The 25,673-nt window shown below is 54.2% G+C and carries 26 protein-coding genes; 10 read left to right on the top strand and 16 right to left on the bottom strand.

Features of this window, described 5'->3' with window-relative positions:
• The first annotated feature begins 19 nt into the window (after window positions 1–19).
• From larA to U5L07_03590, 8 genes are all read left to right on the top strand, one after another.
• Window positions 20–1,342, top strand: coding sequence for a nickel-dependent lactate racemase (gene larA / locus U5L07_03625; protein MDZ7830820.1), 1,323 nt, complete (start codon window positions 20–22; stop codon window positions 1,340–1,342).
• Window positions 1,339–1,890, top strand: coding sequence for a class I SAM-dependent methyltransferase (locus U5L07_03620; protein ID MDZ7830819.1), 552 nt, complete (start codon window positions 1,339–1,341; stop codon window positions 1,888–1,890). Before larA ends, U5L07_03620 begins: the two co-directional genes overlap by 4 nt.
• 229 nt (window positions 1,891–2,119) lie before the next feature.
• On the top strand, window positions 2,120–3,100 hold the full coding sequence (locus U5L07_03615) for an alcohol dehydrogenase catalytic domain-containing protein (protein MDZ7830818.1): 981 nt from the start codon (window positions 2,120–2,122) through the stop codon (window positions 3,098–3,100).
• 24 nt (window positions 3,101–3,124) lie between these two features.
• Window positions 3,125–3,475, top strand: coding sequence for a hypothetical protein (locus U5L07_03610; protein MDZ7830817.1), 351 nt, complete (start codon window positions 3,125–3,127; stop codon window positions 3,473–3,475).
• 180 nt (window positions 3,476–3,655) lie between these two features.
• The gene (locus U5L07_03605; GenBank protein ID MDZ7830816.1) at window positions 3,656–3,874 is read left to right on the top strand and encodes an addiction module protein; all 219 of its coding nucleotides are present in this window, start codon (window positions 3,656–3,658) and stop codon (window positions 3,872–3,874) included.
• Complete coding sequence (locus tag U5L07_03600; protein ID MDZ7830815.1) at window positions 3,871–4,167, top strand: type II toxin-antitoxin system RelE/ParE family toxin; 297 nt, start codon at window positions 3,871–3,873, stop codon at window positions 4,165–4,167. The genes U5L07_03605 and U5L07_03600 overlap by 4 nt, the downstream gene beginning before the upstream one ends.
• A 375-nt stretch (window positions 4,168–4,542) precedes the next feature.
• Window positions 4,543–4,794 carry a type II toxin-antitoxin system CcdA family antitoxin gene (locus tag U5L07_03595; protein ID MDZ7830814.1) on the top strand — a complete coding sequence of 84 codons (252 nt, stop codon included), beginning with the start codon at window positions 4,543–4,545 and terminating at the stop codon, window positions 4,792–4,794.
• A complete protein-coding gene (locus U5L07_03590; protein MDZ7830813.1) occupies window positions 4,794–5,108 on the top strand; it encodes a CcdB family protein in 315 nt (104 codons plus the stop codon). Before U5L07_03595 ends, U5L07_03590 begins: the two co-directional genes overlap by 1 nt.
• A 546-nt stretch (window positions 5,109–5,654) precedes the next feature.
• Here the strand turns inward: U5L07_03590 and U5L07_03585 are convergent.
• The 10 genes from U5L07_03585 to U5L07_03540 form a co-directional block, all read right to left on the bottom strand.
• The gene (locus tag U5L07_03585; GenBank protein MDZ7830812.1) at window positions 5,655–8,882 is read right to left on the bottom strand and encodes an efflux RND transporter permease subunit; all 3,228 of its coding nucleotides are present in this window, start codon (window positions 8,880–8,882) and stop codon (window positions 5,655–5,657) included.
• Window positions 8,872–10,029 carry an efflux RND transporter periplasmic adaptor subunit gene (locus U5L07_03580; GenBank protein MDZ7830811.1) on the bottom strand — a complete coding sequence of 386 codons (1,158 nt, stop codon included), beginning with the start codon at window positions 10,027–10,029 and terminating at the stop codon, window positions 8,872–8,874. Before U5L07_03580 ends, U5L07_03585 begins: the two co-directional genes overlap by 11 nt.
• Window positions 10,030–10,037: 8 nt before the next feature.
• Complete coding sequence (locus tag U5L07_03575) at window positions 10,038–11,537, bottom strand: TolC family protein (GenBank protein MDZ7830810.1); 1,500 nt, start codon at window positions 11,535–11,537, stop codon at window positions 10,038–10,040.
• A gap of 78 nt (window positions 11,538–11,615) precedes the next feature.
• Window positions 11,616–12,164 (bottom strand): YIP1 family protein, encoded by a 549-nt coding sequence (locus U5L07_03570; GenBank protein ID MDZ7830809.1) that lies wholly within the window; start codon window positions 12,162–12,164, stop codon window positions 11,616–11,618.
• Between the two features lie 52 nt (window positions 12,165–12,216).
• Entirely contained in the window at window positions 12,217–13,191 is a 975-nt protein-coding gene (locus U5L07_03565; protein MDZ7830808.1) for an NAD(P)/FAD-dependent oxidoreductase, read from the bottom strand.
• 29 nt (window positions 13,192–13,220) lie between these two features.
• A complete protein-coding gene (gene cfa / locus U5L07_03560) occupies window positions 13,221–14,339 on the bottom strand; it encodes a cyclopropane fatty acyl phospholipid synthase (GenBank protein ID MDZ7830807.1) in 1,119 nt (372 codons plus the stop codon).
• A gap of 143 nt (window positions 14,340–14,482) precedes the next feature.
• Window positions 14,483–14,683 carry a hypothetical protein gene (locus U5L07_03555; protein ID MDZ7830806.1) on the bottom strand — a complete coding sequence of 67 codons (201 nt, stop codon included), beginning with the start codon at window positions 14,681–14,683 and terminating at the stop codon, window positions 14,483–14,485.
• Complete coding sequence (locus tag U5L07_03550) at window positions 14,680–15,813, bottom strand: M20/M25/M40 family metallo-hydrolase (GenBank protein ID MDZ7830805.1); 1,134 nt, start codon at window positions 15,811–15,813, stop codon at window positions 14,680–14,682. Before U5L07_03550 ends, U5L07_03555 begins: the two co-directional genes overlap by 4 nt.
• Window positions 15,814–16,050: 237 nt before the next feature.
• On the bottom strand, window positions 16,051–17,148 hold the full coding sequence (locus tag U5L07_03545; GenBank protein ID MDZ7830804.1) for an endonuclease/exonuclease/phosphatase family protein: 1,098 nt from the start codon (window positions 17,146–17,148) through the stop codon (window positions 16,051–16,053).
• 2 nt (window positions 17,149–17,150) lie between these two features.
• A complete protein-coding gene (locus tag U5L07_03540; protein ID MDZ7830803.1) occupies window positions 17,151–18,353 on the bottom strand; it encodes an MFS transporter in 1,203 nt (400 codons plus the stop codon).
• A gap of 255 nt (window positions 18,354–18,608) precedes the next feature.
• Between U5L07_03540 and U5L07_03535 the strand changes: the two genes are divergently transcribed.
• Window positions 18,609–19,637 (top strand): tyrosine-protein phosphatase, encoded by a 1,029-nt coding sequence (locus tag U5L07_03535; protein MDZ7830802.1) that lies wholly within the window; start codon window positions 18,609–18,611, stop codon window positions 19,635–19,637.
• A gap of 15 nt (window positions 19,638–19,652) precedes the next feature.
• Here U5L07_03535 and U5L07_03530 read toward each other — a convergent pair whose 3' ends face one another.
• Complete coding sequence (locus tag U5L07_03530) at window positions 19,653–20,225, bottom strand: hypothetical protein (GenBank protein MDZ7830801.1); 573 nt, start codon at window positions 20,223–20,225, stop codon at window positions 19,653–19,655.
• Between the two features lie 345 nt (window positions 20,226–20,570).
• Between U5L07_03530 and U5L07_03525 the strand changes: the two genes are divergently transcribed.
• Entirely contained in the window at window positions 20,571–21,014 is a 444-nt protein-coding gene (locus U5L07_03525; protein ID MDZ7830800.1) for a hypothetical protein, read from the top strand.
• On the opposite strand, the gene U5L07_03520 is transcribed toward U5L07_03525, so the two are convergent.
• Genes U5L07_03520 through U5L07_03500 form a run of 5 tightly spaced genes read right to left on the bottom strand, consistent with a single transcriptional unit; the run spans window position 21,015 to window position 25,661 of the window.
• Window positions 21,015–22,265, bottom strand: coding sequence for an AMP-binding protein (locus U5L07_03520; GenBank protein MDZ7830799.1), 1,251 nt, complete (start codon window positions 22,263–22,265; stop codon window positions 21,015–21,017). It lies immediately after the preceding gene.
• Entirely contained in the window at window positions 22,249–22,992 is a 744-nt protein-coding gene (locus tag U5L07_03515; GenBank protein MDZ7830798.1) for an ABC transporter ATP-binding protein, read from the bottom strand. The genes U5L07_03520 and U5L07_03515 overlap by 17 nt, the downstream gene beginning before the upstream one ends.
• 30 nt (window positions 22,993–23,022) lie before the next feature.
• Window positions 23,023–23,820: an ABC transporter ATP-binding protein gene (locus U5L07_03510; protein MDZ7830797.1), complete on the bottom strand. Its 798-nt coding sequence runs from the start codon at window positions 23,818–23,820 to the stop codon at window positions 23,023–23,025.
• Window positions 23,792–24,748: a branched-chain amino acid ABC transporter permease gene (locus U5L07_03505; GenBank protein MDZ7830796.1), complete on the bottom strand. Its 957-nt coding sequence runs from the start codon at window positions 24,746–24,748 to the stop codon at window positions 23,792–23,794. The genes U5L07_03510 and U5L07_03505 overlap by 29 nt, the downstream gene beginning before the upstream one ends.
• A gap of 37 nt (window positions 24,749–24,785) precedes the next feature.
• Window positions 24,786–25,661, bottom strand: coding sequence for a branched-chain amino acid ABC transporter permease (locus U5L07_03500; protein ID MDZ7830795.1), 876 nt, complete (start codon window positions 25,659–25,661; stop codon window positions 24,786–24,788).
• Window positions 25,662–25,673 lie beyond the last annotated feature (12 nt).

The following is a 25,673-nucleotide window of genomic DNA, read 5'->3' as shown; positions in this document are numbered from 1 at the left end:
TTCTCTCGGAGGTTTGGATATGGATATCAATTTGCCATGGGGAAAGGATTTTTTGGGGGTTTCCCTTCCGGACGGCTGGCAGGTCACTCTGCCGGAGCGTGCGGATATGGCCCGGCCGACGGGCAAAAGCGAGGCGGACCTGGTGGCGGACGCTCTGGCCAATCCGATCAATGCCCGCCCGATTGCCTCAAAATCCCTTGCCGGCAGGCGGATTCTGATTGTGGTGGATGACAATACCCGGCCCACGCCGGCCCGCCGGTTCTTTCATTTGCTGCTGGACCAGCTGACAGGGGCGGGGGCGGATCCGGCAGCCATCCATGTGATGCCGGCGCCCGGCATCCATACGGCCATGACCGAGGCCGAGATGGCGGAAAAAATCGGGCCCGAAAACCTGGCGCGGGTTTCCTGGTCCAATCACGACGCCTTTGATGCCGATTCCCACCATCAGTTCGGCAACACCCGGCGGGGCACGCCGGTGGTGTTGAATAAAGAGCTTTTCGAAAGCGATATCATCATTGTGGTGGGCATGATCGAGCCGCACTTGTGGGCGGGGTTCGGCGGGGGCCTGAAAAACATTTTTCCCGGTCTTGCTTCGGCCGAGGCGATTGGCCACCATCACGGCATGATCGCCGAACCGCCGTATCTGTTTAACCGGGTGGGCCTTGCCCCGGAGGAGAATCTGTTTCGGCAGGACCTGGAGGAAATCCGCAACTTCATTGCCGCAGATATTTTCTGCCTCAATGTGCTCTTGGATGAAAAACAGGAGATCACGGCCGCGTTTGCCGGTGACCCGATTGAAGCGCATCGGGCCGGCATCGCATTTAATGTCAAAAATGCGGGCATTCGGCTGGATCAACCGGTGGATGGGGCAATCGTTAATTCTTACCCCATGGAGATCAACTTCAAGCAGAGCATGAAGTGCGTGGGCAACTCGCTTCCGGCCCTGAAACCGGGCGGGGTGGTGATGGCGTTTCTCCGGGCCGAGCGCGGCCTGGATGACATACCGCTGCCGGACAAACCCCCGCCGCTGTTTGCGCTAAAAACCATCCTGCGCCTGATCGGCAAATCCAATGTCATGAAGTTTTTAAATGTGGTCAAAAAAGGTTTGAACGTGGAGGAGCGGTTTCTCACCTATTACTCCATGCGCCTGATCCGGGAATATCAGCTTTTCTGCTACGTACCGAGCCTGTCAGCCGAGGAGATCCGGCATCTCGGATTCTTTCAAAACTGCGAAACCCCGCAGGCGGTTGTTGACAGCGGCGCGCGGAAGCTTAAAAAGACTGCCCGGGTGGCGGTATTTCCCGATGGGGGCGCGACGTTTCCAAAAATGGAATTTAAATGAGCCAATGGATTTTTATCATTCTCGGCCTGGCCGCGGGACTTTTTGTCATCAAGCTGGCCTATGTGACGGCCGTGGTCCTGTCCATCAAAAACACCCAGGGGGCGCTCTATGTCTCCACCTCGCAGGCGCGCATCCGGGCGGTATTGGATGAACTCGACTTAAAGCCCGGCCAGGTGCTGATAGACCTGGGCTGCGGGGACGGCCGGGCGCTTCGGGCGGCCCGCCGGCGCTTCAACATTTCCGTCATCGGCTATGAAATCAACCCATTGGCCTATGTGAAGGCGCGGATTTATTCGTTGGGGGCGGGCATTGATATCCGGTACCGAAACTTCTGGCATGAAGCCATTGATGCGGCGGATATCATTTTCTGCTACCTGTTTCCGGATGTTATGACCGCACTGGCGGAAAAGATTCGGGCCGAAGCAAAACCCGGGGCTGTGATCGTCTCATTTAATTTTCCCATCCCGGCCTTTACGCCCATCAAGGTGCTGCGGCCCCCGGGGGCACGTCAGAATGACCCCATCTATTTTTACCGGACGCCGTCCTGATCGGACAATATAAGAGAATCGGGTAGCGGATATCCAAGAGTTCTGTGATGCGGGTTTTCATAAGCCTTTTTTTATGTGGCATGAAAGTGCATTGCTTTTAAGAAATGTTTGTGCCTGTATGGATTTATTGTATATTTTATCAGAAAGACAGTAAAAAACTGTTGGCATCTGCCGGCTGCTTTTATATTTTTATGCTTCAATAACCTGGATGCAGCGATAGGATATGCCGATGAAAGCCGTTCGGTTTCACAATCAGACGATTTCCATGATTGATGCCCCTCTGCCGGATATTTCCGAGCATGAGGCGCTGGTAAAAATTTTGATGGCCGGTATTTGTGCCACAGACGTTGAATTGTTAAACGGCTATCAGGATTTCCACGGTATCCCCGGGCATGAATTCGTCGGCCTGGTGGAAAAAGCGCCCCAGGCGCCGGAGCTGGTCGGCAAACGCGTGGCCGTGGATATCAATATCGGATGCGGCCAGTGCCTGAAGTGCCGCACCGGGGACACCCGGCATTGCCCCTCGCGCCGGGTCGTTGGGATCCGGGGAAAGGATGGCGGGTTTGCCGAGTACTGCGCCTTGCCGGTCGCCAACCTCAGCGTACTGCCCGAAAGGCTGGAAACCATTGATGCGGTATTTGCCGAACCTTTGGCGGCCGCGCTTGAAATCGCCCAGCAGGTCCATATCCGGCATGACACCAAGATGGCGGTTATGGGGGATGGGAAAATGGGGCTTTTGTGCGCATTTGCCCTGAATCGTTATACCTCCAACCTGACCGTTCTCGGCCGGCATGCGGATAAGCTTAATATGGCCGCCTCGCAGGGGATCAGCATTATAAATACCGCGGAAATGGATCCGGAAACAGCAGCGCAGCGGTTAAAGGGATTCTTTGAGCTGGTGGTGGAGGCGACCGGGAATCCGGATGCGATTAACCAGGCCGTTCAACTGGTAGGGCCGGAAGGAACCGTTGTGGTCAAAACCACCTCCCATCAGCCCTCAAAAATGAATCTGGCGGCAATGGTTGTCAATGAGATCACCCTGATCGGCTCAAGGTGCGGGGACATCGGGTTTGCGGTCAAAAGCCTGGCGAACCAGTGGGTGAATGTGGCCCCGCTGGTGGATACCGTTTATCCGTTTGCCGAATTTGAGAAAGCTTTTGAGCACGCCATGCAGCCGGGGAGTCGAAAAATTCTGGTGGCATTTGAATAAACAGGCAGATAAGGAAAAAATCCTGTGGCCATTGATTTGACTGAAAAAACAACGGATTTTCCCCACCCCGAGCTCAATCAGCAGATTACGGCCATCGGCGGGAGTTACCTGTTCATCAAGGAGGGGAGGCTCCCAATCAATGGGGAAGAGGCGCTGTATCTGCTGGGTAATGCGATTTTTGACTCCTCCTGCTGCGGATTCGGGGGATGCGCCTATGCCATGGTGCCGGGGATCATCCGGTCATATCGATATACCACCGATGATGCCGGCCGGCCGGTTTCCCGGGTAGCCGCCATCGCCGATGCCCGGCTTCAGGAAAAGGTCAAGGCTTTGATCCGGCAGAAGCATCTGGTGCATCAGGTCAACTTCCTCTAAATTGAGCGATATTCAAGGCTCGGATATGCTACGTTTCAGAATAAATGATCCGTGCATTCCTGCAATAACTGATTCCGCAACCTCGCATTTCATAAAAAAGCCTCCGTTTATTGTTGGAGAAACATTTGACAAAAATTACAATAAATGCAAATTTATAGATAAAATTAAGGGGTTTTTCTAATGCCAAATACAATTGAAATAACACACCTCTCCAAGGAAGAGAAGTTGCGGTTGATGGAGGCCATTTGGGAGGATTTGACAAAAGAAGTGGATTTCATAGAATCTCCTGAGTGGCACCGACAAAAGCTTGAGGAAACAAGCCGTCGTTTAGAGGCGGGTCAGGAGCCAATCAAGGATTGGCAAGATGCTAAGACTGAACTTCGGAAACGGTTTGAATGAAAATAAAGCTTCTCTCTTCAGCCATTGAGGATTTGTATGAGGGGCGCTTGTTTTATGAAAGTCAGAAAGAGGGACTCGGAGAGTATTTCTTTGATTCGCTATTCTCAGATATTGATTCCCTAACGCTTTATGGCGGAGTTCACGCAAAGGTTTTCGGTTACCACCGCATGCTGTCCAAAAGATTCCCCTATGCCATATATTACAGGATGGAAACCGAATCCGTAATTATAATTTATCGAATTTTAGATATGCGCCGTAATCCCTTAAGAATCAAGCATGCCCTTGAATCCTAAAAAAAGATTTATCAAGCCCTTGTGAAATCCCAAAAACTCTTTATACAAGCAATTGCAACGCTCAGGAATCTCAAATAGAGAAGGCAGTAAACCGGGACTCTGATCCATTGGAGGCTACCCACCACATGTTGTGCTTTTCATTACAACCGCATAGCTGACAGTGCCTTTTTACAATGTTGATTTATCAGGCTGGCTCCGCTGATGAATATATTAGCAAGGAAGGCTGAGATTCTGATCGACCCAGATTTTAGAGATCCAGCCTTCCAATATAACTATTCCTACTCAAGAATCTCCAGCACTTTCACAGCAAGATCTTGACAAAATACATTTATATGGATATAATATGCGCATAATTTTTGCGCACAAGGAGGTCACATGAAAGTAGTTAATTTTTATAACACCAACGCGCCAAAAAAGGCTGCCAATCTCAGCATCAACAGCGATCTTCTCATGAAGGCAAAAGAGCTCCATATAAACCTTTCAAATGTTCTGGAAAATCATCTTATAGAAATGCTGGCCGAGGCAAAACAGCATGAATGGAAGAAAGAGAATCGAGATGCAATTGAGGCCTACAATCATCGCATCCAGACAAAAGGTGTTTTCAGTGAAGGCTTGAGGAAATTTTGATGGCTCAATTCGATGTGTATGGAAATTCCAACCCGGAAACAAATCAAGAAATTCCTTATTTGCTCGATGTTCAGGCCGACTTGCTCGATACGCTGGCAACACGAGTGGTTGTGCCTCTTATAAATGCCTCGGCTGCGGGAAAACCTCTCCGGCATCTCAATCCCGAATTCACGGTCAATGAAACCCTGGTTATTATGTCTACCTCCGAGTTAGCCGGTATTTCGGTCCAATCAATGGGGCAAAAGGCGGGCACCCTTAAAGATCGGCGCGATGAGATAATTGCAGCACTTGATTTTTTACTCACCGGCTTCTGACGTTCTGAAACGTTTGATAATCTCGCCTGCCGTACCCGCCCCGGAAAGCAAAGTGCGTTATCTGTTTTAAAGCGAGATGGTCACAACTCCAGTTTGTTTCTTTAATTTTCAGAATTTGGTTGGCCGGTTTGCTATAGTAGGCGGCGAATGCCGGTTATATACAGATTAATCTTGGTCTATCCCGATCGAAATAGGGATCGAAATAATAGGCACTGGATTTTTCCGGGTAATCAAATTTCAGAAAATGCACCATGCGGCTATAAACTTCAGCTATGCGAATTTTAGGACCGCTAAGCACTCTCAAACAGAGTCCTGATTTTCCAGTTTTTTAGCAATCCACTATATGTTGTGGGCGTCCATATGTGGCGTGTAGAGGGTCGTGTTAAATTGAGCCGGAAATGGCGGAGGGGGATATCCCCCTGCTTTCCTCCGCCTGGCATGATTACTCTGTTCGTGCTTTTTATACCCGGCATTACCAGGGCGTTTACAAAAAATTGGATCAGGGGTCATTGCCATGGCTGCAGTAGATAGGGTGAAGCTGGAAATTTAGGTTGTTTTAGATTGGCCGTACAGGGCGTAATAGGTGACCGGCACCACCAGCAGGGTAAACAGTGTGGAGGCGATCAGCCCGAAAATAAGTGCCCAGGCAAGCCCCGAGAAAATCGGGTCCAGGGTGATGGGCCAGGCGCCTAAAGCGGTGGTGAGGGCGGTTAGGACAATAGGCCGCATACGGATGGCGCCGCTCTGCAGAATAGCTTCCTTGAGGGGAAGTTCGTTTTTCAGCGCATCCTGGATAAATTCTATGAGCACCACGGCATTGCGGATCACGATGCCGCCCAGGGCAATCATTCCGATCATACTCGTGGCCGTAAAAAAGACCAGATCCGGGTAGCCGCCGACCACGCCGCCGGAGATAATATTTAGCAGCCAGAAGCCCGGCATGATGCCGATAAGTGTTAGGGGGATCGCCATCATAATGAGAACCGGCATGAAAAAGGAGTTGGTCTGCAGGGTCATCAGGATGTATATGCCGATGAGGGCGGCCGCAAAGGCGATACCCATATCCCGGAATACCCGGAGCGTAATTTTCCATTCCCCTTCACCGGCCCATTCCGCCCGGATCCCGGAGGGCAGGGGATTTTCAGAGAGCTTGGCCTGCATGCCCAGGATGGCCTCGGCCGGGGCCCGGCCCGCGACCTCGGCCAGCACATAAACTACCCGCTCCAGATTCTTATGATAGATGGTCTGGGCATTGGGGGTGCGGTCGATGTCAACCAGCTCCGCCAGGGGCACCATTTGTCCGTCTGCCGTGGCCATGGGGATCTGGGTAAGGCTTGACATATTGCTCCGGCTTTTTCTGGGCAGGATCAGTTTGACATGCAGGGGCTGCCGTTCATCCGGCACATGCACCGTGGCCGGGGTGTCTCCGCCCACAGCGATTTTAAGTGCATTGATAATGGCCCGGGTGGAAATGCCATGGAGTGCGGCTTTCTCCCGATCCACCACAAAATCGATCTGCTCGTGCGGCATCTCGGTCATATCATCTATATCCACCACATTGGGCTCCTGTGCCATGATCCCCTTGATATGATCCGCGGCCCGGATCAGCTCATCATAGGATTTATCCGGTGTGCCGTAGAGTTCCGTGACAATGGTTGCCAGAACCGGCGGGCCGGGCGGAACTTCTACAACCTGAATCTTGGCATTGTTTTTCTCGGCGATTTCCGTCAGGTCGTTCCGCAGTCGGAGCACGATGGCATGGCTCTGCTGGGCCCGCTCCGCCTTGAGCGCCAGATTCACCCGGATATCGGCCAGATGAGGGCCTTTGCGGAGATAGTAATGCCGCACCATGCCGTTAAAATCCATGGGCGATGGGGTGCCCACGTATGAGGTAAAGTTTTCAACTTCTTTGACCTGCCGCAGATAGTTTTCAAAATCGCGTACCACCGCATCAGTGGCTTCAAGGGGCGTGCCTTCAGGCATGTCAATGACCACCTGGAACTCGTTTTTGTTGTCAAAGGGGAGCATTTTTAAGGGTACCAGCCGCAGAAGCACCAGGGAGGCGGAGAATCCCAGGAGCACGAGAATGGCAATTAAAAGCAGGTAGCGTTTAGCCCGGGATTCCAGAAACGGGGTGACGATCTTTCGGTAGGTGGTAAAAATCCATTGCGGCGTGCCTTTTTGCTCGTCCGCTGAGGATGGAGAGGCTGAGATGGGACGGTTTTTGAGCAGCGCATAGGTCATCCACGGCACAATAGTCAGGGCGCAGAGCGTCGAAAATGTTACGGTCAGCGGCACATTCGCCGACATGGGTGCCATGTATGGCCCCATCATGCCGGTGATGAAAAAAAGCGGGGCAAAGGAGATGATAATGGCAATGGTTGAGATGATGACCGGCGGCAGGACCTCGTGGACCGCAAAGAGCGTGGCAAAAAAGGGTTTTCTGCGGCCCATGAAGATGTGCCGCTGGATGTTGTCCACATTGGTGATGGGATCATCCACCACCAGGCCTAAGGATAGGATCAGGGCGAACAGCGTTACCCGGTTGATGGTGTAGCCTAACAGATAGTTCATGAAAAGCGCCAGGCTGAAGGAGACCGGCACAGCCACAGCCACCACCAGCGCCTCGCGCCACCCCAGGGTAAAGGCAAGCAGCACCACCACGGTGAACACGGCAAAGCCAAGGGAGACGAGCAGGTTGTTTACCTTTTCCTGGGCGGTATAGCCGTAATTGCGCGTGACAGCCACTTCTATATCCGCCGGGATGATACTCTGCCTGAGTTCATCCAGCTCCGCTAAAATGTTATTGGATACATCCACCGCATTCGTACCGGGCTTTTTGGCAAGGGCAAGGGTGACGGACGGATATTCCAGGGGCGCATCCTGGATTTGATGGGTGCGGCGGTATCTGTGAGAATGGCCGAGGCGGGTATAGCTTTCAGCCTGGGCCGGGCCGTCCGTGATTTTCGCCAGATCACGCAGATAGACCGGCCGGCCCTTGTGCACGCCCACCACCAGTTCTTCCACCGCACCTACCGACTGGAGAAATGAATTGGTGTTGACCATGAAGTTCCGGTTGAATCGGTCGATATGGCCGGCGGTCACAGCTGCATCCGCCCCCTGCAGGGCTTTTCGGACCTGCAGCAGGGAGACGTTATACCCGTTCATCCGCTCGGGCAGGAGTTCAACGCGAACTTCCCGCTGCCGGCCACCGGTTATAAAACTCCGGGATATGTCTTCAAGCTGGGACAGCCGCCAGCAGACTTCTTCGCTAACCCGCCGCAGCTCGTGGTCATTGTAGCGCTCTGAGTACAGGGTGAGGTTGACGATGGGGACGTCATCAATTTCCACGGGTTTGATCACCCATCCCTTGACAAGAGGCGGGACCTGGTCGATGTGCATGGTGATCTGGTTGTGCAGTTTGACCAGGGACTCCTCCCGGTCTTCGCCCACGTAAAACCGAACCGTGACGATGGCCCGGCCCTTATGCGACATGGAATAGACGTATTCCACCCCGTCGACCTGCCACAAGAGCCGCTCCAGGGGGGTTGCCACCAGTTTTTCAACCTCTTTTGGTGTGGCGCCGGGCGCCTGAACGTGAATATCGGCCAGGGGCACAACGATCTGGGGGTCCTCCTCCCGGGGCGTGACCATAACGGCGGCAACCCCCAGGCAGAGGGCGACAATCAGAAAGATGATCGCGGGCCGGCCGTAAAGAAAGGGCCGGACAATGCCGGGAATAAAACCGCCTGGCGTGTCGCCGTTATTCGTCATTTCCCGGCTCCTTAATTTTCAATATTTCATCCCCGGAAAGCCCGGCAATCACCTCCACCTGTTCCCCGTATATGTTGCCGGTTTTGATATAGCGACGTGCCCATCCGTCTTCAGTTTTAACCTCGACAAGTTCGAGCTGCCCCACTTTATCAACCGTATTCCGGGGGATCAGGACAAGCTCGACCTGCTTGTAAGGGATCTGCAGTTTGCCGTACATGCCGGGGTAGAGGCCGGCAATGTCCGGAAGCCGGCTCTTGACCAGAAACGTCCGCGTCTGCGGGTCTGCATAGGGGATCAACTCCTCGACCTCGGACTCAACTGTTTGCTGCAGGGTGGGAAGCGCCACGCGAAGTTTGGAACCGGGCTGAATTTGTTGGATCAGGCTTTCCCGCACATAGGCTTCCAGCCGCAGGCCGCCGGCGGTTTTGAGCAGCAGCAGCGGTTTTCCGGGCATGGCCAGATCCCCGGGATCGACCAGCCGTTTGAGGACCTTACCCTCGGTGGGCGCGGTGATTTTCGTATATCCCAGGCCGATTTTTGCCTCCCGGACCATTTCCTCGGCCATCCGCACCCCGGCAGATGCACCGGACAGTCCGTCTTGGGCCCGTTTCAATGCGGCTTTGGCCTGAAGATACCTGGAACGTACCTGTTCCAGATCCTGTTCGGTGGCAGCCTCTGACGCGTAAAAACTTTTGATGCGGTTGTAGGCGGATTCTGCTTCGGCAAAGGCGGCTTGAGCAGCGTTAACCGCCTGTCTGGCCTGCTCTTTCCGGGCCATGGCCGATTGTAAAGACTGCATGGCCTGCCCGAGCCTGGCCTGCATCTGCCGGTCATCCAGGGTGACCAGCAGCTCCCCGGCTTCCACCATATCCCCGGCATTTACGCGAACATCGGTCACCTGGCCGGATACCTGCGCCTCGATCCGCGCCTGGGTGCGCGGTTGCACCGTACCCACCGCATCATACCATTCGGTTACCGTTTCAATCTTTGCCGGCACAGTGCTTGCTGCTTCTACAGGCGGGGCCTTGTCCGGTCCGGTCATGCCGGGAGGGATATCGTTTTTTGAGAAAAACCAGAACAAGAGAATCCCGGCGGCAATCACCAGGCAAACAATCAGCGGAATAAGAATCCATTTTTTGTTTTTCATATGGATCGCTATCTTTCAAAGGGTTGCGGGTTGGGGCCGGCCCATTTGCCGATCGCGCGGGCCAGGTCGGCATTGGCTTTTATTTTGTCGTAAAAAGCGGCCGTGGCGCGGATGCGCGCCCGGTTTCGGTCCAGTTCGGCTTCCAGGTAGCGGGTAATGGTCACTGATCCGCCTTTGTAGTGCTCGGCGACCAGGCGATAGGATTCTTCGGCGCTTTTAACGCTGCTTTTCGCCACTTTGTAGCGGGCCTGCGCGGCTTCGCGGTTGAGATACGCGTTTTTGACATCCAGTTTGATGCCCAGCGCAGCCTCTCGGTCGGCGGCCAGCATTTCCTTTACCATGGCATCCGCCTTGTTGATCCGGGCGTTTGTGGAAAAGCCGGTGAACAGGTCCCAGTTAAACATCACGCCGGCGGTCCAGTTTTCCCGGTCCCGGTTATAATCCATGGATGGATCGTCTACGTAATATTTGCCCATGAGGTCAATGCTCGGCAGATAATCGGTTTTTGCGGCGTCAAGCCCCATTCGGGATTTAATCAGCTGTTTTCTCACTTTTTCCAGCTCCGGTCGGTGGGAGAGGGCATGTACGATGCCATCCGCATATGTATCCGGCACCTGGATGGGCGGCGCCTGGGTTTTGGCGAGCCAATCTTTTCTTCCCGGAAATTCGGCCGGATCCATGCCCATGAGGTTGGCAAGCGCGGCCCTGGCCAGTTTATATCGGTTCCGGCTTTGTACCAACCTTTCTTTGGCCCGGGCCAGGCGGACCTTAAGGGATAGCACATCCGATTTAAGCGCACTGCCGCCCTCATACTGCACCCGGATGATCCGGAGCTGCTCCGAGACCTTATCAACCGAAGTTTCGGCAATGGCAACAAAGTCTTCTGCCGCCAGCACATCGTAGAAGGCGGTGATGACCTGGGCCGTGAGGTCATTTGCCACGGATTGCCGGTCCAGTTCCGAAATGTCTAATCCCTGTTCGGCCATTTGCAGCCCCAGGTAGTCTTTGCCGCCGTTAAACAGGTTCATGCGGGCCTGGATGCCGGTCTCATAGTTTTCAAACCAGCCGGGATCATTGAAATTGACATTGCGGGGGAGCTTTCGCTGGTCAATGGTTTTAAAGAGATAGGCGGACGGAGCATCCCCCTGGGTGTACTCGGTATAAACCCCCACCATCGGCCAGAATGCCGTATCCGCCAGATCCTTCATGGCTCTGGCCTTGGCCACGCGATAGGCGGCCTGCTGCAGGTTCGGGTTGTTTGACAGGGCGATGTCAATCACTTGCGGCAGGGTCAGGGGGAAAGCCGGATCTGTATCAGGCGCATCCGTATCAGATGCCCCCCGCTGTTCAGGCCGGGCCTGGCTTTCTGTCCGGGCCTGCTTTGCGGGGGCCTCTGAAATTTGCCGGTATTCCGAACGGATTTTTGATGCCGTATATCTCGGGGTGCTGCCGCAGCCCGCCAGGATCAGCGCGATGGCAGTCAATGCCATCCATGAAATTCTGTTCATGTGAAAAAGCCTTTTCCTTCCCCCTATTTTACCCAACACCTAACTCCCGCTTAAATTTAGGTCCCGGTATGCCTCATATTAAGGCTGGGGCATGGACCCCGTCCCCTGGGGGCCGGCAATAACAGCAAAAATAAGCCCCATGATGATGACCTGAATGATCCAGCCGATCACGCAAACGCCGACGGCCCGCCAGGTACTTGAGTAATCCAGCGCCTGCCTGACGGCGATAACCATGGCTGCCAGCATCCAGATGCCGGCAACGAGAAATGCAATCATCTCCAGGGCCGGGATAATGCCCAGGACCCGAATCACCCCGGGGGAACTGGAAAATCCGATGGTCCGGAGGAGTTCCCCCATATCCGACTTGGTCTGCGGCTCGGGCAGGAGCTTGGTGCCGATCAGGTAGGTGAGAAATGCCCAGATAAACCAGCCGACTAACGCGGCGATCAGCCCGATCACCAGGCCGCTCATACCCGCCCTGGACAGGGTCCCGATGCCCGCGGCCAGGCTTGCGATCAGCACTACGCCCATGGCTTGCCCCAATGCATTCTTGTCCGCCTCGACTTCTTCGTAGATTTTTACATCCAGTTTGGCCGCTCCGATCATCCGTTGCACAAAACTTGTCATCTCGAATCTCCTTTTTACATTATTTATCTTTTTAAAATTTGGAACACCCAATTTAGGTTTTGCCGTCAAATAGGGCGGTGAACCCGGCCGTGATAATGCCGGGCCAGGAGTATCCGGCGCTAATCGGCATTTGATAAGTCCTGCCATGAATGATGGCATTTGCGGCGCGAAGGCCGCTTTCAATGGCCGGGGCAATCCCTTCGCCCATATCAACCGTTGCCAGGCCCGCGGCATCGCCGGTTAGAAAGGCGTTGTCCATCCGAAGCGCAGGTGTTTGATGCCTGATGTAGTAAACATGGCCTTTGGGATTAAACCGCCGGGGCTTAACCAGTCCGCTCGCGATCAGTTTTTGCTGAAACAGCCGCCAGTAGTCGTTAATGGTTTTCCCCTGTTTTTTCATGGACGCATATTTGCCGCCGATGCCGATATTTAGCCACCCCCGGCCTTTCGGCACATACCAGGCATACCCGGGGAGCCCGTTTTCAAAAAACCAGAGGTAGCAGTTAGAATCAGTATAATCATATTGGAACTCTTCTTCCACCGTGGCAATACGGGATGCCTCCGGATGGGGCGAAATCCGGCTGAAAAGCTGCCGATAGACCGGGCACCCCGTACCGCCGGCGCCCACCAGGTATTGGCAGCGATACCGCTCGTCAATTATATAATATTGATCTTTTTTACGGATGGTTTGCACCGCATGCTGCTCCATAGGCGCACCAGATCGTTCCAAAAGCCATTTATCGAATTCATAGCGCCGGATGGAGTACTGCCGGGTTCTGACAGGAACGCGAATCCCCCGGAAATAGCAGATCAGGCGTTTGAAAGGAATGAGGCCATAGGGGTAGGCGCTTGGATGGGTTCCCAAAAGCTGAAACACCTTGGGGGTGACCCAGCCGGCACACAATTTTAACCGCGGAAATTGTTTTTTATCCAGAATCAGAACATCCAAGCCGGCGGCTTTCAATTGCCGGGCGCAGGATGCGCCGGCGGGTCCGCCGCCGACAATAATTGCTGTTTTATCAATCATTTCCGCAGCTCCACGGACACGCCAGGCGCTTAAACAAGCCGGCATTCCGGCTGCGGGGTGCCGGGCTTGGTCATGACTATCTGCCAGAGCTGGATAGTTCGGGAACGGAAGGCGCTGGCGGAAGACAATAGATAGAAATGCCACATGCGACGGAAGCGCTCTCCGTATTGGTCCTTAAATTGCGGCCAGTGCCTTTCAAAATTGTCATACCATACCATCAGGGTTTTATCATAGTCCGGGCCGAAGTTGTGCCAGTCCTCCATTACAAACAGGCCCTCCATGGCACTGGCCAGCTGGGCAATGGAGGGCAGCATGCTGTTGGGGAAAATGTATTTGGTGGTCCAGGGGTTGGCCGCCTCGGTGCTGATATTGTTGCCGATGGTATGGATAAACGCGATGCCGTCGTCTTTTAGCCGGTCATGGGCGGTTTCCATGTAGGTCCGGTAATTCTTGCGGCCCACATGCTCCATGATCCCGATGGAAATGACCCGGTCATATTGGCCCTTCACGTTTCGGTAGTCCTCGTATTGGATGTCCACCGGCAAATCCTTGCACATTCGGTTGCCCAGTTCCACCTGCTCTTTTGAAACCGTGACACCGGTGACTTTTGCCCCGTAGTTTTCCGCGGCATATTTAGCGAATGAGCCCCATCCGCAGCCGATATCAAGTACAGTCATGCCGGGCTTGAGATTGATTTTGCGGCAGACCAGATCCAGTTTGGCTTCCTGGGCCGCATCCAGGTCGCCTGCGTCTTTCCAGTATCCGCAGGTATAGGTCATATCTTTGTCCAGCATGGCTTTGTAGAGCTCGTTGCCCACATCATAGTGCTCCTCGCCTACCTGGTAGGCCCGCTGGTTTTTCTGGAGATTAAACAGTCGCGCTTTCAGAAGGTACCACAAGGTTTCGTGCCGGGACTTAATCTTTTGGTTCAGCCTGGCCCGGAAAATCCGGTCAAAAAACTGGTCCAGGGCCTCGCAGTCCCACCAGCCGTCCATATAGGATTCGCCGGCCGCAAGGGTGCCGCCGGTAAGGATACGGTCATAAACCTTTTCGTTATTGACCTGGACATCGTAAGGCTTGTTTCCGTTAATTGTGACACCGGCGCTGTTTAACAATTCTTCGATAAACTGTCTGGATTTGGCACTCATTTGTTATTCCTATTCTAAAATTTTCGCGAACGTTAGATTTTAATTAACAAAAACAAAAACTTACACAATAATAAGCGCATTCTCAAATTAGTCAAGGAAAAATTTGGGCGCTCCCCATGGTCAATAGCTTATAAAGCACGCATTTACGGGTAATTATATGTCTGAATCAGCCTTAATATCGCATTTGTGCCGAATTCAACCGCATCTGCCGGAATTCGTTCATCTCCGGAATGGACTGTACTGAAAAAACTGAAGTCCGGCGGGAGTTTCATCGGGGTAAACCCGTAGGTTTGAATGCCCAGGCGCGCAAAAAACCGGGCGTCTGTCACGCCGGGCAGGATCATGGGATCGGATGGCCGGCCGGATCCATTTCCTTAAGGATTTTTTTTAAGCGCGGGAAAAACGTCATATCCGGCTCTGAAACCGTGGGATCATAGGTCAGGATGTCAATGGGGATTTGCGGATCAATGGTCTGCCGGAGTTCGCGCAGCATATCCGCCGGCGTGTAACCGGGCAGCAGTCGGCCGTCGAGCTGGAGTTCGATTTCAGCCGGGATGACATTGATTTTACTGCCACCGCGTACCACCGTGGGGGTGACCGTATTATAGAGAAGCGGCTTGAACTGCCGCCCCCTTTCCCCCAGGATTTTGAGGATACCGCCGGTGAGCACGGGGTTTAACAGCTGCTTTAGAAGCATACTCGCCGGTGGCGACAGGTGGGCGGCCATCGCCTGGATCATCTGGCGGGTGACGGGGGTGATATGCGGGGGCATGGATATACTGTCCAGTTGGGTTAAAAGACGCCCAAGCTTTGCCATGGCCCCGCCGCTGATGGGCATAGAGGCATGTCCGGCCGGCCCTTTGAGGGTGGCGGTCATCCAGCAGGCCTGTTTTTCCGCCACCTGAATGGGGTAGAAGGCCTTTTTGCCGATATACATGGACACGCCGCCGAACTCGCCGATGGCATATTTGACATTGGCGAAGGCGTCCGGGTGCTCTTCAATTAAAAATTTGGCGCCGTACCTGCCGCCGGCCTCCTCATCGCTTAATACCGCCAGGATAATATCCCCGGCCGGTTTTATATTGGCCGATGCCGTTCGAATAAGGGCTGCCACCATCATGGCCACCGCTCCCTTCATATCCAGGGCACCCCGGCCCCATAGGTAGCCGTCAATGAGCCGCCCCTCAAACGGCGGATGCTGCCACTCCTGATTCTCGGTTGTGACCACATCCACATGTCCATACATGAGAAGCGGCGGGGCATGGCCTTCACCCGGGTAGCGGGCGATCAGGTTGGGCCGGTCGGGATCAAGCGCCAGAATCTGCGTTTCAATCCCTGCCTGCTGAAGCAGATGATCGATAAATTCGATGCAGGGCTTTTCATTTCCGGGCGGATTGGTGGTATCAAAACGGATCAGCTGCTGGAGCAGCTCAGCCGGCTGCACGGCATGGGTTAAGACTTTTTCGTCTGTCATCTGGGCATCTCCTTGGAAGTATTCCCCCCGGGCCGTGCGCCCGGGACCGAGCGTATAAATAACTTTAAAGGCACTAAGGCACGATAAATTTGTTCTATCTATTTTTCAGGCGGGCACGGTGGCCCGCCCTACGAATGGGGAAAAACCCGATCCATCGTAGGGTCGGCCACCGTGCCGACCATAAATTATTGATTTAATTAACCTAATACCTAATACCCAAGACCTTAAACCGTGAAGTTACTTAGAACCCCGCGGCAGCGTAAATTCCGCCACTACCGGCAGATGGTCGGAAATGGTCCAGGTATTCGCCTGCCGGACATGGGCGGATTTTCTTTTTAGCGAATCCGCGTAAAATATGTAGTCAATGGTTTTATTCGGGGCCTTGATATCCGGATCATTGGGAAAATGGGTAAACCAATTGCGGCGGTTGGGGCCACTCAGATCTTTTGGGTCCGGAATCACATGAAATGCCTCAATAAGCGGTTTGATTTCGGTTTGCGGCCGGTAGGCAGATTTTTGTTGTTCTGTCAACTCGCTGTAGGCGTTTCCCGGCGGCAAAAGGTTGAAATCGCCGCCGGAGACCCAGGGGCGGCCGGCCTTCGTATGGCCGGCCAGGATCGACTTGACCTCGGCTACCTGACGCTCCATGGTATCTGTGCCCTGGGCAAAAGCAGATAGGTGGGTGTTCATGACGACGAATTCGGTGTCCTTGTACGGAATCCGGGCCGCCAGCAGCGTCCGTTTGAGATTGAATTGACGGGATACCCAGTTTTCCGGGATCAGCGGGAGTTGATGCCGCGTGGCTTTCGAAATTCGGTATTTTGACAAAATGACCAGCTTCATCCCCACCGGCCCCCAGATATCCGGATGCGGCACGAAACCGGATTTCCAGTAAAACGCCTCGGTCCGGCAGGGGTAGCGTTGGTGCAGGTGTTTTTGCAGCAGCTTCAGCTGGTCGGTATAATGGGTGCGCCGGGCGGCCTCGTCAATTTCCTGAAGAAGCACGATATCCGGATCCTCCGCCTTAATTACCCGGGCTGCTTGGTCCAGGGTCTGGCGGATATGGGCTTTGGTCGGTGCCGTGTCAGTGCCGCCCTCGTAGAAGAACCAGTAGCCTTTGCCCGCCATATATTGCACGTTCCAGGAAAGGATTTTAACGGTTTGAGCGGGGGTAAGGGGTTGGGGGTGGCCGGTGCAGACAACAGGCGCTGGCTGGACGGCTTCGGGGTGAAAGGTAAGGGTCCAGACCGCAACTGCCAGGACCGCCAGAATGAGGGCGATGCCCCCCGCCAGCCAAAGCGATAATTTGATGAACCGGTTAGTCAATTGAGTCATTTTTAACATACGAGCTGGGGCTTTAATTTTAAAAACAGGGGCAGCACAGCGCCGGCAAGGACCAGCGCACCGGTGATCGCAAACCCGATGGAAAAAGCGCCCATATCCCCTGTATAACCGATCATTGAGGGAATAATGCCGCTTCCGAAGACAAAGGCAAACGGGATGGTAAAGGAGATGGCCACGTTCCGGATGTCTGCGGAAAAAAGGCTGGAAAGCGCCGTAAAACCGGCCGGGAAATAGATGGTGGCCAGTACGGCCTGGAGACACACCATGACAGCGGCCGTACTTTTGGATGCGGCCAGGCCCAGCAGAATGGTTGTGATACCGGTTAATAGAAAGCCCCACATGATGGTTCGGGCCGCGCCGAACCGGTCAGTCGCCCAGCCGCTGATAAGGGCCGTTCCCATGCCGGCCAATCGGGAAAGGGAGATAAGGGAGTTGGCGAGTCCGCCGCTCATGCCGATTTCTTTTATCAGATAAAGCGGAAGCATGGTATAGACCCCCATGGTGCTGCTGATGGCCAGGCCGAAAAGCACTACCATAATCCAGAAGGATTTTTTGGCGAAAACACATTTTACTGCGGAGAGACTCGGCGGTTGACCGGGAAAATTTCCCCACCTGCCGATACGGGCGAACAAGAGGCCGATGCAGATGGCGGCAAATCCGATCACCGTGGGCACCACCCGCCATGAAAACCACAGCATGAGAATTTCGGCGACAATCGGGGCGGCAACAAATCCCAGATTGGGGGCAATTTCATGGATTGAGACCGCTTTTCCCCAGTCCCTGGAATCCACCATATCCGTAAGCGTGGTCATGCCCGAGGGCAGATACAGCCCCGCGGCCATGCCGAGAAAAAATATGGCCGCCCGAAGGGCCAGCAGATCCCGGCTGGCGGCAATCACCAATAGCGCCACCCCGACAACGGTCGTGGATACGACGATTGAATATTTGTGGGTAATCCGGGCAGATAGAAACCCTGAGCCAAGCAGGGCGATGAAATAGCCCACGGACATGAAAAGAAACAGGGCACCGGCCTGGCTGTGGGAGATATGCAGCTCCGTTTCAATGGCGGGCATAAGCGGAGATAAAACCACCCGGGCGATAAAGGATAGAAAAAACAGCAGGGCCAGAAACAGGATGGGGCCGAGCCGGGCGGGGGTATAAAAGCCACTGGTTTTGGATTGCGGGGTCTCAGCCATGGCCTAATCCCGCAGTTCGTGCTGAATTTCAACGGCCCGGGCCGGGCTCACATCCCAGGGGTGCGAAGCAGATCCGAATCGGCGGTTTCTCAATTTCAAGCCTCAATTTAAGGTTTTTTTCATTTCTACGGCGGATGCTATCTTATTTTATAAGCATACCGAAAATACTTGTCTATAAATTTACCACGGTGATAGGGTTTGAGGCAAATCGCCCGCACTGCGGGTTAAATCGCAAGCAGATCAGATGAGAAGCCCATGACCCAAGCCCTGAGATTTACCGAAGCCGTAATTCATCGACGCGATGCCCAAACCGTTGAAATCCTTTGGCCCGAAGGCAATACGCCGCCGCCGGCGGTTTATGTCCGGGACGGGGCTGATCCGGATGATCAGTGGCAGAATGCAGGAGATCCGGAGCAGATTTCGGCGTCCCGGCATGTCTTTGTTTTGCCGGATACCATCATCCGCCCCTTTTTTAAAATCGTGGCCAGGGATGAAAGCTGCGCGATTTTGGCCGAGCGGCGGATTCCCTTAGAAGGGGCGGTGAATTTCAGGGATATCGGCGGCTACGAGACCGCAGACGGCCGGATGGTTCGGTGGGGCCGGGTGTTCCGCTCCGACGGGCTATCCCGCTTAACGGAAGCGGATTTGGCCGTTCTGGGTCGCCTGGGGATCGGCCATGTATTTGATTTCCGCACGGCTGCAGAGGCCGCAGATGCTCCAAGCCGGCTGCCCGCCGAGCCGCCGGCGGCATACCGAAATCTGCCGGTGAGCCATGGCAAATTCGATTTTGTGCAGGCGGTTAAGCGCCTTAAAGCCGGGGATACTTCGTGGCTTACCCCGGATTACATGAGAAATGGGTATCTGGGGAGTCTTTCTTTGCACGGCGAAACCTGGGGCCGGGTGATCCGGCATATCGCGGAGACTTCCGACGGGGCCACCGTGTTCCACTGTACCGGCGGAAAGGACCGGACCGGGGTATGTACCGCTCTGATATTGCTGGCTTTGGGCGTGTCTGAGGAAACGGTGATTCGGGATCACCAGCTATCCAATCATTACCTCGCCGATTGGCTGCCCAAAATCAATCAGATGCTGGCGGCCCACGGGGTTGATCCGGAAATACTGCTGCCCTATTTGACCGCGCCGCGCGAGGGCATCACGCTTTTTCTGGATGCTTTGCACGCCCAATTCGGTTCGGCAGCCGCCTATCTGCAGAAGAAAGGCGGGCTTTCACCGGAAACCCTGGATCAACTGCGGGACAACCTCCTGGAGCCGGAATGTCCGTAACCGCCGGCAGTTGGATTACTCACCGGCAACCGGGGTAATCGCGACATCATCAATCCATATGGTGCCTTTGGTCAGCAGGATCTGCATTAAAATTTCTTCCGCATCCGCAGGGGCCTGGCTGGTCAGGGAAAGCTCCTGCCATTCCGTCGCCCCTTTCATTTCAGCCATCAAATCGATGGTGGGCACCGGCCTGATCCGGGTGGGCCGGAAATTAAAGCGCACCGCCGGTGCAATGAAATTGGGGCTGTAGCCAAGGTCCTGGGCTTTCATCCACAGGGTGATTTTGTATGTCTGTCCGGGTGTGACCCGGTCAATTTTATCTTTGGGATAGAGCATGGCGCTGCCGCCTTTTCCAGTAAACTGCGTCTTGAAAGCCAGATCGCCGCTGTGACGGGTTTTTTCATCCAGCGCAAATTCGACGTTCGTGCCCCGGTAGACCTTGGTCTGCCATCCGGCCGCAAGGGTGTCATCACCCCTTTGCTCAAATCCCGGGTTAAGTACCAGGTTTTCCGTCTGGCAGAAAGCGCTGGTAAATGCACATAAAATAAAGCTCAGTGCGAAGAGAAGAAGGGTGATGGGTTTTTTCATGGGCTCCCCCTTTAAGGCATGCGTCCATATCTCATTTTCGATCAAGGTCTTTTGCTAATAATCTTATTCCTATCTGAATGTCGCCAGGGAAGCAAGAAAAAATCTAAACAGCGCCTGAATAATCTGCCTTATTATCAATGAGTAAAAATTTTATCTGGCGGGGAGGGGCCACCATGAAAGGAATAATCTTTTAAGGTCGGATTTGAATACAGCAATCATAGCCTTCGGGACATATAAATTTTTATTGACACCTTTTGAGTTATCATGTTTGATTAATTTACCAAATTCTGCTATCCAATTCACTATCTGCATATAGCTAACCCGACGAAAGGAGAGGAGATGTATATGAGGACTTTTGCCCGCCTGTCAATCTTTGGGCTTTGTCTGCTGATGGCAAGTCTGATGATTGTATCCTGCGGTGAGAAAAAACAGGGGAAAGTCATTGTCACCGAGGAAGAGTTCAATATTCGTCAGGATACGGATCATTCGTGGGTTATTGATGCCAAGGGGACGGTGGAGAACGTCGGGGATGTGGATGTCAAGAAGGTTGTGGTTACCGGATTCTGCAAGTCCTGCGGCGAAGTCCTCGTAAATGGCAAATGGTTTGTCTCCGATTACGAGAAAACAGCCGAGCAGAAAGATACCATCAGCTATCTGGCGGTGGGCGATGAAGAGGATTTCAGTTTCCGCGGGATCACCTTTTTGATGGATCAAAGCGGGAAAGAGCCGCAGAAACTGCCTGATGGGTTGGAGGTTGAGGTGGTTTCCTTTGAAACCGTGAAGCAGTAATTATTCCGCTTTTTCCTTAAGCCGGATATGTACGGGCACTCCTAAATTCTCCCGAAGCTTGTTTTCTGCGCGATGTATCAGTTTTTCAAGCTCCTTGATTTCATCCGAGAAGATCTCCGCGGATACCGGCATCCAGATTTCAAGATATTTTTTTTCTTCTGCCTGCTGCACAAAAAAGCGAACAGCGGCGGGCATGGGGCCGATGGTTTTTTCCAGATTGGCGAGCACTAGCTGGCCGTGCACATTTACGCCGTCGATATTCATAATCTCATCGGTACGGCCCGGGTGCCAGTTGATGCGTTTAAGCGAGCGCCCGCAGGCGCAGGCGGTCTGGTAGAAGCTCGCTTTATCGCCGGTGCGAAAGCGGATCAACGGAAAAGCGCGGGTGGTCAGGGTCGTGAGCACCAGTTCCCCCGTTTCCCCTTCAGGCAGGGGCGCGCCGGTATCCGGATCAACGATCTCTGCCAGAAAATGGTCCTCATTTACGTGAAGGCCGTCATGGACCTCACATTCAAACGCGATGGCCGGGCCCGGCACCTCGCTTAATCCGTAATGGAGCCAGGTCTCGGCGTGAAGGGTTTCTTCAATAAAGCGGCGGTGTTCCGGGGAAATCAGGTCACCGGCCAGAATCAGAGTGGTCAGTTCGAAAGCGTTGGTGTTGATATGCTGCTGCTGGATATAGGCGGCCAGTTCCATGGCCAGTGCGGGTGTGGTGACCAGCACCGAGGTTTTATAGTCCCTCAGCACCATGACCTTTTTTTCAATGGACAGCGGGATGTTCGGGATGACGCTGGCTTCTATTGCCTCGGCCCCGCTTTTGTAGTCCCGGCCCCAGTTGGCAAGCCCCGGGGTGAGGGTGATCTGCAGAATATCATGGGGCGTTACCCCGGCCGCTTTTAAACCGCGGGCAAGAATCTCCTGCCAGGTATGGAGATCCTGGAGGGTATAGCCGCTCACCGTGGGATTGTGGGTGGTGCCGGGGGCGGTATGGATGCGGACGATATCGCGAAGGGGGACGGCAAAAAGATCATAGGGGTAATGTTCGCTCAAATGTTTTCGCCGCATAAACGGCAGCCGGGCAATATCCTGGATGGATTGAATTTTAGAAGGTTCTGTCCCGGCTTCGGCAAACCGCTTCCGGTGGAAGTTGACATGGCGAAAGGCCCGATTGATTGTACTTTGCAGGCGTTCAAGCTGTAGCTGGTTCTTTTCATCCACCGTCATAAGGTCGATATCATTGGCGTTCTTCATAAAAGTCTCCATAATCTTTTCCCAGAAAAGCGCGCTTGACATCCTGGTCTTCCAAAAGTTCCGAAGCCTTGCCCTGAAGCACCACCGCGCCGGTCTCAAAGACATAGCCCCGGTCCGCCACCTGAAGGGCGGCCCGGGCATTCTGCTCGACGAGAAGAATCGTGTAGCCCTCGCTTCGCAGAAGTTCCAGGATTTGAAAAATTTTTTCCACAATCTGCGGGGCCAGTCCCATGGAAGGCTCATCCAGCAGAAGCAGCCGGGGCCTTGCCATAAGGGCGCGGCCAATGGCGAGCATCTGCTGCTCCCCGCCGGATAGGGTGCCGGCCGGCTGCCTGGCCCTCTCGCTTAGAATGGGGAAGAGGGACATGACATGCTCAAGGGTGTCTGCGGCGGCCTGTCCCTGGTTTTTGCGGTACAGGGTATAGGCGCCCAGCTTCAGATTGTCCATCACCGAAAGCGGCGGGAAGATGAGCCGGCCCTCCGGCACCAGGCTGATCCCCAGTTTGACCACACGCGGCGGGTCCAGCCCTTTCAATGGCGTATCTTCAAAATAGATTTCCCCCTCCCAGGTGTTTAGCAGGCCGCAGATCGCTGACAGGATGGTGCTTTTGCCCGCCCCGTTGGCGCCGATCAGGGTAATGATGCGGCCTTTGGCAACCGACAGGCTTACGCCCTTAATCGCCATAATTCGGCCGTAGTAGCATTTCAGGTTTCGTATGCGCAGCATAAGAGCTACTTCATCCGATTCATATCTAAATCAGTTTTTTGTTGTGCCCAGATAGGCTTTGATGACGGCCTCATTATCCTGTACCTCCCGGGGAAGCCCCTCGGCGATCTTTTCTCCCTGGTCAAGCACGATGATTTTATCCGAAACCGACATGGTCAGGCTCATATCATGCTCCACCAGCAGGATGGTGATGCCTTGTTCCCGAATTTTTTGGATGAGTTTCCCAAGCTGGGCGGTCTCCGTGATGTTTAAGCCGGCCGCCGGCTCATCGAGCAGCAACAGTTTGGGCTGAGCCGCAAGGGCGCGGGCCAGTTCGAGCAGCCGCTGCCAGCCGAAAGGCAGATCGCTGCTTTTCTGATTTGCGTATGCATCAATGCCCACAAACGATAGCAGCGCCATGGCATTTTCGCGGGCCTGCCGCTCCTCCCGGCGCACCCGGGGAAAGCGGAAAATGCTTCCCCACATACCGCAGCGCATCCGGGTATGCTGGCCGACGAGGATATTTTCAAGGACGGTCATGCTTTCAAAAAGTTCCACATTCTGAAAGGTCCGGGCAATGCCCCGGCGGACCAGATCATTTATCCGCAGTTTATGAACGGCTGTGCCGTCAAAGGCAATTTTTCCGCTGTTTGCCGGAAAAACGCTGGTGATCAGATTAAACAGCGTGGTCTTGCCGGCCCCGTTCGGGCCGATCAGACCGGTGATGGTGCCGGGGGCAAGGGAAAAACTGACATTCCGGACCGCCTGCACGCCGCCGAAAGCCTTGGACACCCCTTCTACCGAAAGCAGCGGCGGATTATCAGGTTTGTTTTCGTTTTGATCGCTCATAGAGATCCATTAAACCACGGGTCAAGCCCTGGGGCAGAAAAATCATCACCGTCATCAGTACCAGCCCATAGACCACCATTTCAAATTCGGAAAAGGAATGCAGCCATTCAGGCAAAAGCGTAAGCAGCGAGGCCCCCAGCAAAGCGCCCCAGATGCTGGCCATGCCGCCGATTACCACCATGGTCACCATCCGGATTGAAGTGATGAAATCAAAGGTGCCCGGGCTGATAAAGTAGACCAGGTGGGCGTACAAAAAGCCGGCAAGCGCGCTTAGTGCCGCGCTTAATACGAATACCTGAAGTTTTAGGCTGCTGGTATTGACCCCCACGGCCAGGGCGGCCTTTTCCCCGTCGTGAATCGCCCGCAAACCCCTGCCGATACGGGAGTCGATAATCCGCTGACAGATAATGATGCTAAGCAGCACCAGCGCCCAGACCAGGTAAAAATAATTCCGTCCGGAAGAAAAGGAGATTGGGCCCAGTTCAAGCGGCGGAATGCCGATAAAGCCGGAAGCCCCGCCGGTCATGCTGCTCCATTCCCGGAACAGGATGTGCACAATCATGCCAAAGCCAAGGGTGCCCATCCCCAAATAATAGCCGGAGAGCTTGAGGGTGGGCACGCCCACGATACAGGCCACCGCCATGGCGATGAGAATGGCCGCAGGCAGCGCCAGCCAGGGGGAGAGGCTGTAGTGGACGGTCAATATAGCCGTGGTATAGGCGCCAATCCCATAGAAGGCGGCATGGCCCAGAGAAATCTGGCCGGCATAGCCCATCAGCATATTCAGCCCCAAAGCCAGCAGGGTGTTAATGCCGATGAAGGTTAACAGCTGCAGATGATAGGCATTGCTGACCAGCATGCCGGTCAGGATCACGATACCGGCCATGGCCGTGTAAGCAATTCGGAACCAGGCGGCGCGATTATTCATGGCAATTCGGGCTCATGGGTGTCACGGATGTCATAAGTTAAAATCTTTCCACATTGGCCGAACTGATAATGCCGCCCGGCCGGACATAAAGGATCAGCAAAAGGAGCAGAAATGCGGTGGCGTCCTTTAGGCCGGAGGAGACCAGGCCGACCCCCAAAGATTCCAGAATGCCCAGCAGAAGCCCGCCGATGATCGAGCCCCAGAGGCTGCCGAGCCCGCCCAGCATGGCCGCACAGAATCCTTTTAAACCAAGCAGGGTGCCCATGTCATAGCTGGACATGGTGATCGGCGCGATAATCACCCCGGCGACCGCCCCCATGCCCGTGCTTAAGCCGAAAGCCAGAAGCGTCATGAATTTGGACGGAATCCCCACCAGCCAGGCCGCTTTTTTGCTGATGGCGCAGGCTTCCATGGCTTTTCCGGTCAAGGTTTTTTTATAAAACAGATGCAGGCCGGCGGCCATTAAGAGTACGATCAACACGATCCATATGCTCTGGGACAGCAGCTTGGCGCCCGCGATATCAAGCGGCGGATGATCCGTAAACGAAGGGATCGTATGCGCATCTTTTCCCCAGATAAGCATCCCTACGCCCTTTAGAAATATGGATGCCCCCACCGTGATAATGATTAACACGATGGGGTTGGGATGCCGAACCGTTCGGATGGCCAGCCGCTCAAAGAGCATGCCCAGACAGGCTACACCGATAACCGAAATCAGAAATGCCGGGATCAGCGGCAGCTGCAGCGGGCCGCTTAGGGTGACCATGCTGAGCGCCCCCAGCATAACGAATTCGCCGTGGGCGAAATTGATCAGTTCCGTGGAATTGTAAAGCATGGAAAATCCCACGGCGATGACCGCATAGATGGCGCCGCTGGTAATGCCTGAAAATAAGTACTGGAGAATTTCCTGCATGCGAAGTCTTAT

Source organism: Desulfobacterales bacterium, assembly GCA_034520365.1.
Lineage (GTDB): Bacteria > Desulfobacterota > Desulfobacteria > Desulfobacterales > Desulfosalsimonadaceae > M55B175.
This window is presented reverse-complemented; position numbering and strand designations above follow the sequence as displayed.

What these genes read in the sequence shown, in the direction of transcription:
- U5L07_03530 (MDZ7830801.1), bottom strand. Translation starts at nt 20,225, where the DNA reads ATGAAAAAACCCATCACCCTTCTTCTCTTCGCACTGAGCTTTATTTTA.
- U5L07_03570 (MDZ7830809.1), bottom strand. Translation starts at nt 12,164, where the DNA reads ATGACAAGTTTTGTGCAACGGATGATCGGAGCGGCCAAACTGGATGTA.
- U5L07_03500 (MDZ7830795.1), bottom strand. Translation starts at nt 25,661, where the DNA reads ATGCAGGAAATTCTCCAGTACTTATTTTCAGGCATTACCAGCGGCGCC.
- U5L07_03540 (MDZ7830803.1), bottom strand. Translation starts at nt 18,353, where the DNA reads ATGGCTGAGACCCCGCAATCCAAAACCAGTGGCTTTTATACCCCCGCC.
- U5L07_03620 (MDZ7830819.1), top strand. Translation starts at nt 1,339, where the DNA reads ATGAGCCAATGGATTTTTATCATTCTCGGCCTGGCCGCGGGACTTTTT.
- U5L07_03525 (MDZ7830800.1), top strand. Translation starts at nt 20,571, where the DNA reads ATGAGGACTTTTGCCCGCCTGTCAATCTTTGGGCTTTGTCTGCTGATG.
- U5L07_03545 (MDZ7830804.1), bottom strand. Translation starts at nt 17,148, where the DNA reads ATGACTCAATTGACTAACCGGTTCATCAAATTATCGCTTTGGCTGGCG.
- U5L07_03605 (MDZ7830816.1), top strand. Translation starts at nt 3,656, where the DNA reads ATGCCAAATACAATTGAAATAACACACCTCTCCAAGGAAGAGAAGTTG.
- U5L07_03565 (MDZ7830808.1), bottom strand. Translation starts at nt 13,191, where the DNA reads ATGATTGATAAAACAGCAATTATTGTCGGCGGCGGACCCGCCGGCGCA.
- U5L07_03535 (MDZ7830802.1), top strand. Translation starts at nt 18,609, where the DNA reads ATGACCCAAGCCCTGAGATTTACCGAAGCCGTAATTCATCGACGCGAT.
- U5L07_03580 (MDZ7830811.1), bottom strand. Translation starts at nt 10,029, where the DNA reads ATGAAAAACAAAAAATGGATTCTTATTCCGCTGATTGTTTGCCTGGTG.
- U5L07_03585 (MDZ7830812.1), bottom strand. Translation starts at nt 8,882, where the DNA reads ATGACGAATAACGGCGACACGCCAGGCGGTTTTATTCCCGGCATTGTC.
- U5L07_03555 (MDZ7830806.1), bottom strand. Translation starts at nt 14,683, where the DNA reads ATGATCCTGCCCGGCGTGACAGACGCCCGGTTTTTTGCGCGCCTGGGC.
- U5L07_03520 (MDZ7830799.1), bottom strand. Translation starts at nt 22,265, where the DNA reads ATGAAGAACGCCAATGATATCGACCTTATGACGGTGGATGAAAAGAAC.
- U5L07_03615 (MDZ7830818.1), top strand. Translation starts at nt 2,120, where the DNA reads ATGAAAGCCGTTCGGTTTCACAATCAGACGATTTCCATGATTGATGCC.
- U5L07_03510 (MDZ7830797.1), bottom strand. Translation starts at nt 23,820, where the DNA reads ATGAGCGATCAAAACGAAAACAAACCTGATAATCCGCCGCTGCTTTCG.
- U5L07_03590 (MDZ7830813.1), top strand. Translation starts at nt 4,794, where the DNA reads ATGGCTCAATTCGATGTGTATGGAAATTCCAACCCGGAAACAAATCAA.
- U5L07_03595 (MDZ7830814.1), top strand. Translation starts at nt 4,543, where the DNA reads ATGAAAGTAGTTAATTTTTATAACACCAACGCGCCAAAAAAGGCTGCC.
- cfa (MDZ7830807.1), bottom strand. Translation starts at nt 14,339, where the DNA reads ATGAGTGCCAAATCCAGACAGTTTATCGAAGAATTGTTAAACAGCGCC.
- U5L07_03515 (MDZ7830798.1), bottom strand. Translation starts at nt 22,992, where the DNA reads ATGCTGCGCATACGAAACCTGAAATGCTACTACGGCCGAATTATGGCG.
- U5L07_03600 (MDZ7830815.1), top strand. Translation starts at nt 3,871, where the DNA reads ATGAAAATAAAGCTTCTCTCTTCAGCCATTGAGGATTTGTATGAGGGG.
- U5L07_03575 (MDZ7830810.1), bottom strand. Translation starts at nt 11,537, where the DNA reads ATGAACAGAATTTCATGGATGGCATTGACTGCCATCGCGCTGATCCTG.
- larA (MDZ7830820.1), top strand. Translation starts at nt 20, where the DNA reads ATGGATATCAATTTGCCATGGGGAAAGGATTTTTTGGGGGTTTCCCTT.
- U5L07_03550 (MDZ7830805.1), bottom strand. Translation starts at nt 15,813, where the DNA reads ATGACAGACGAAAAAGTCTTAACCCATGCCGTGCAGCCGGCTGAGCTG.
- U5L07_03505 (MDZ7830796.1), bottom strand. Translation starts at nt 24,748, where the DNA reads ATGAATAATCGCGCCGCCTGGTTCCGAATTGCTTACACGGCCATGGCC.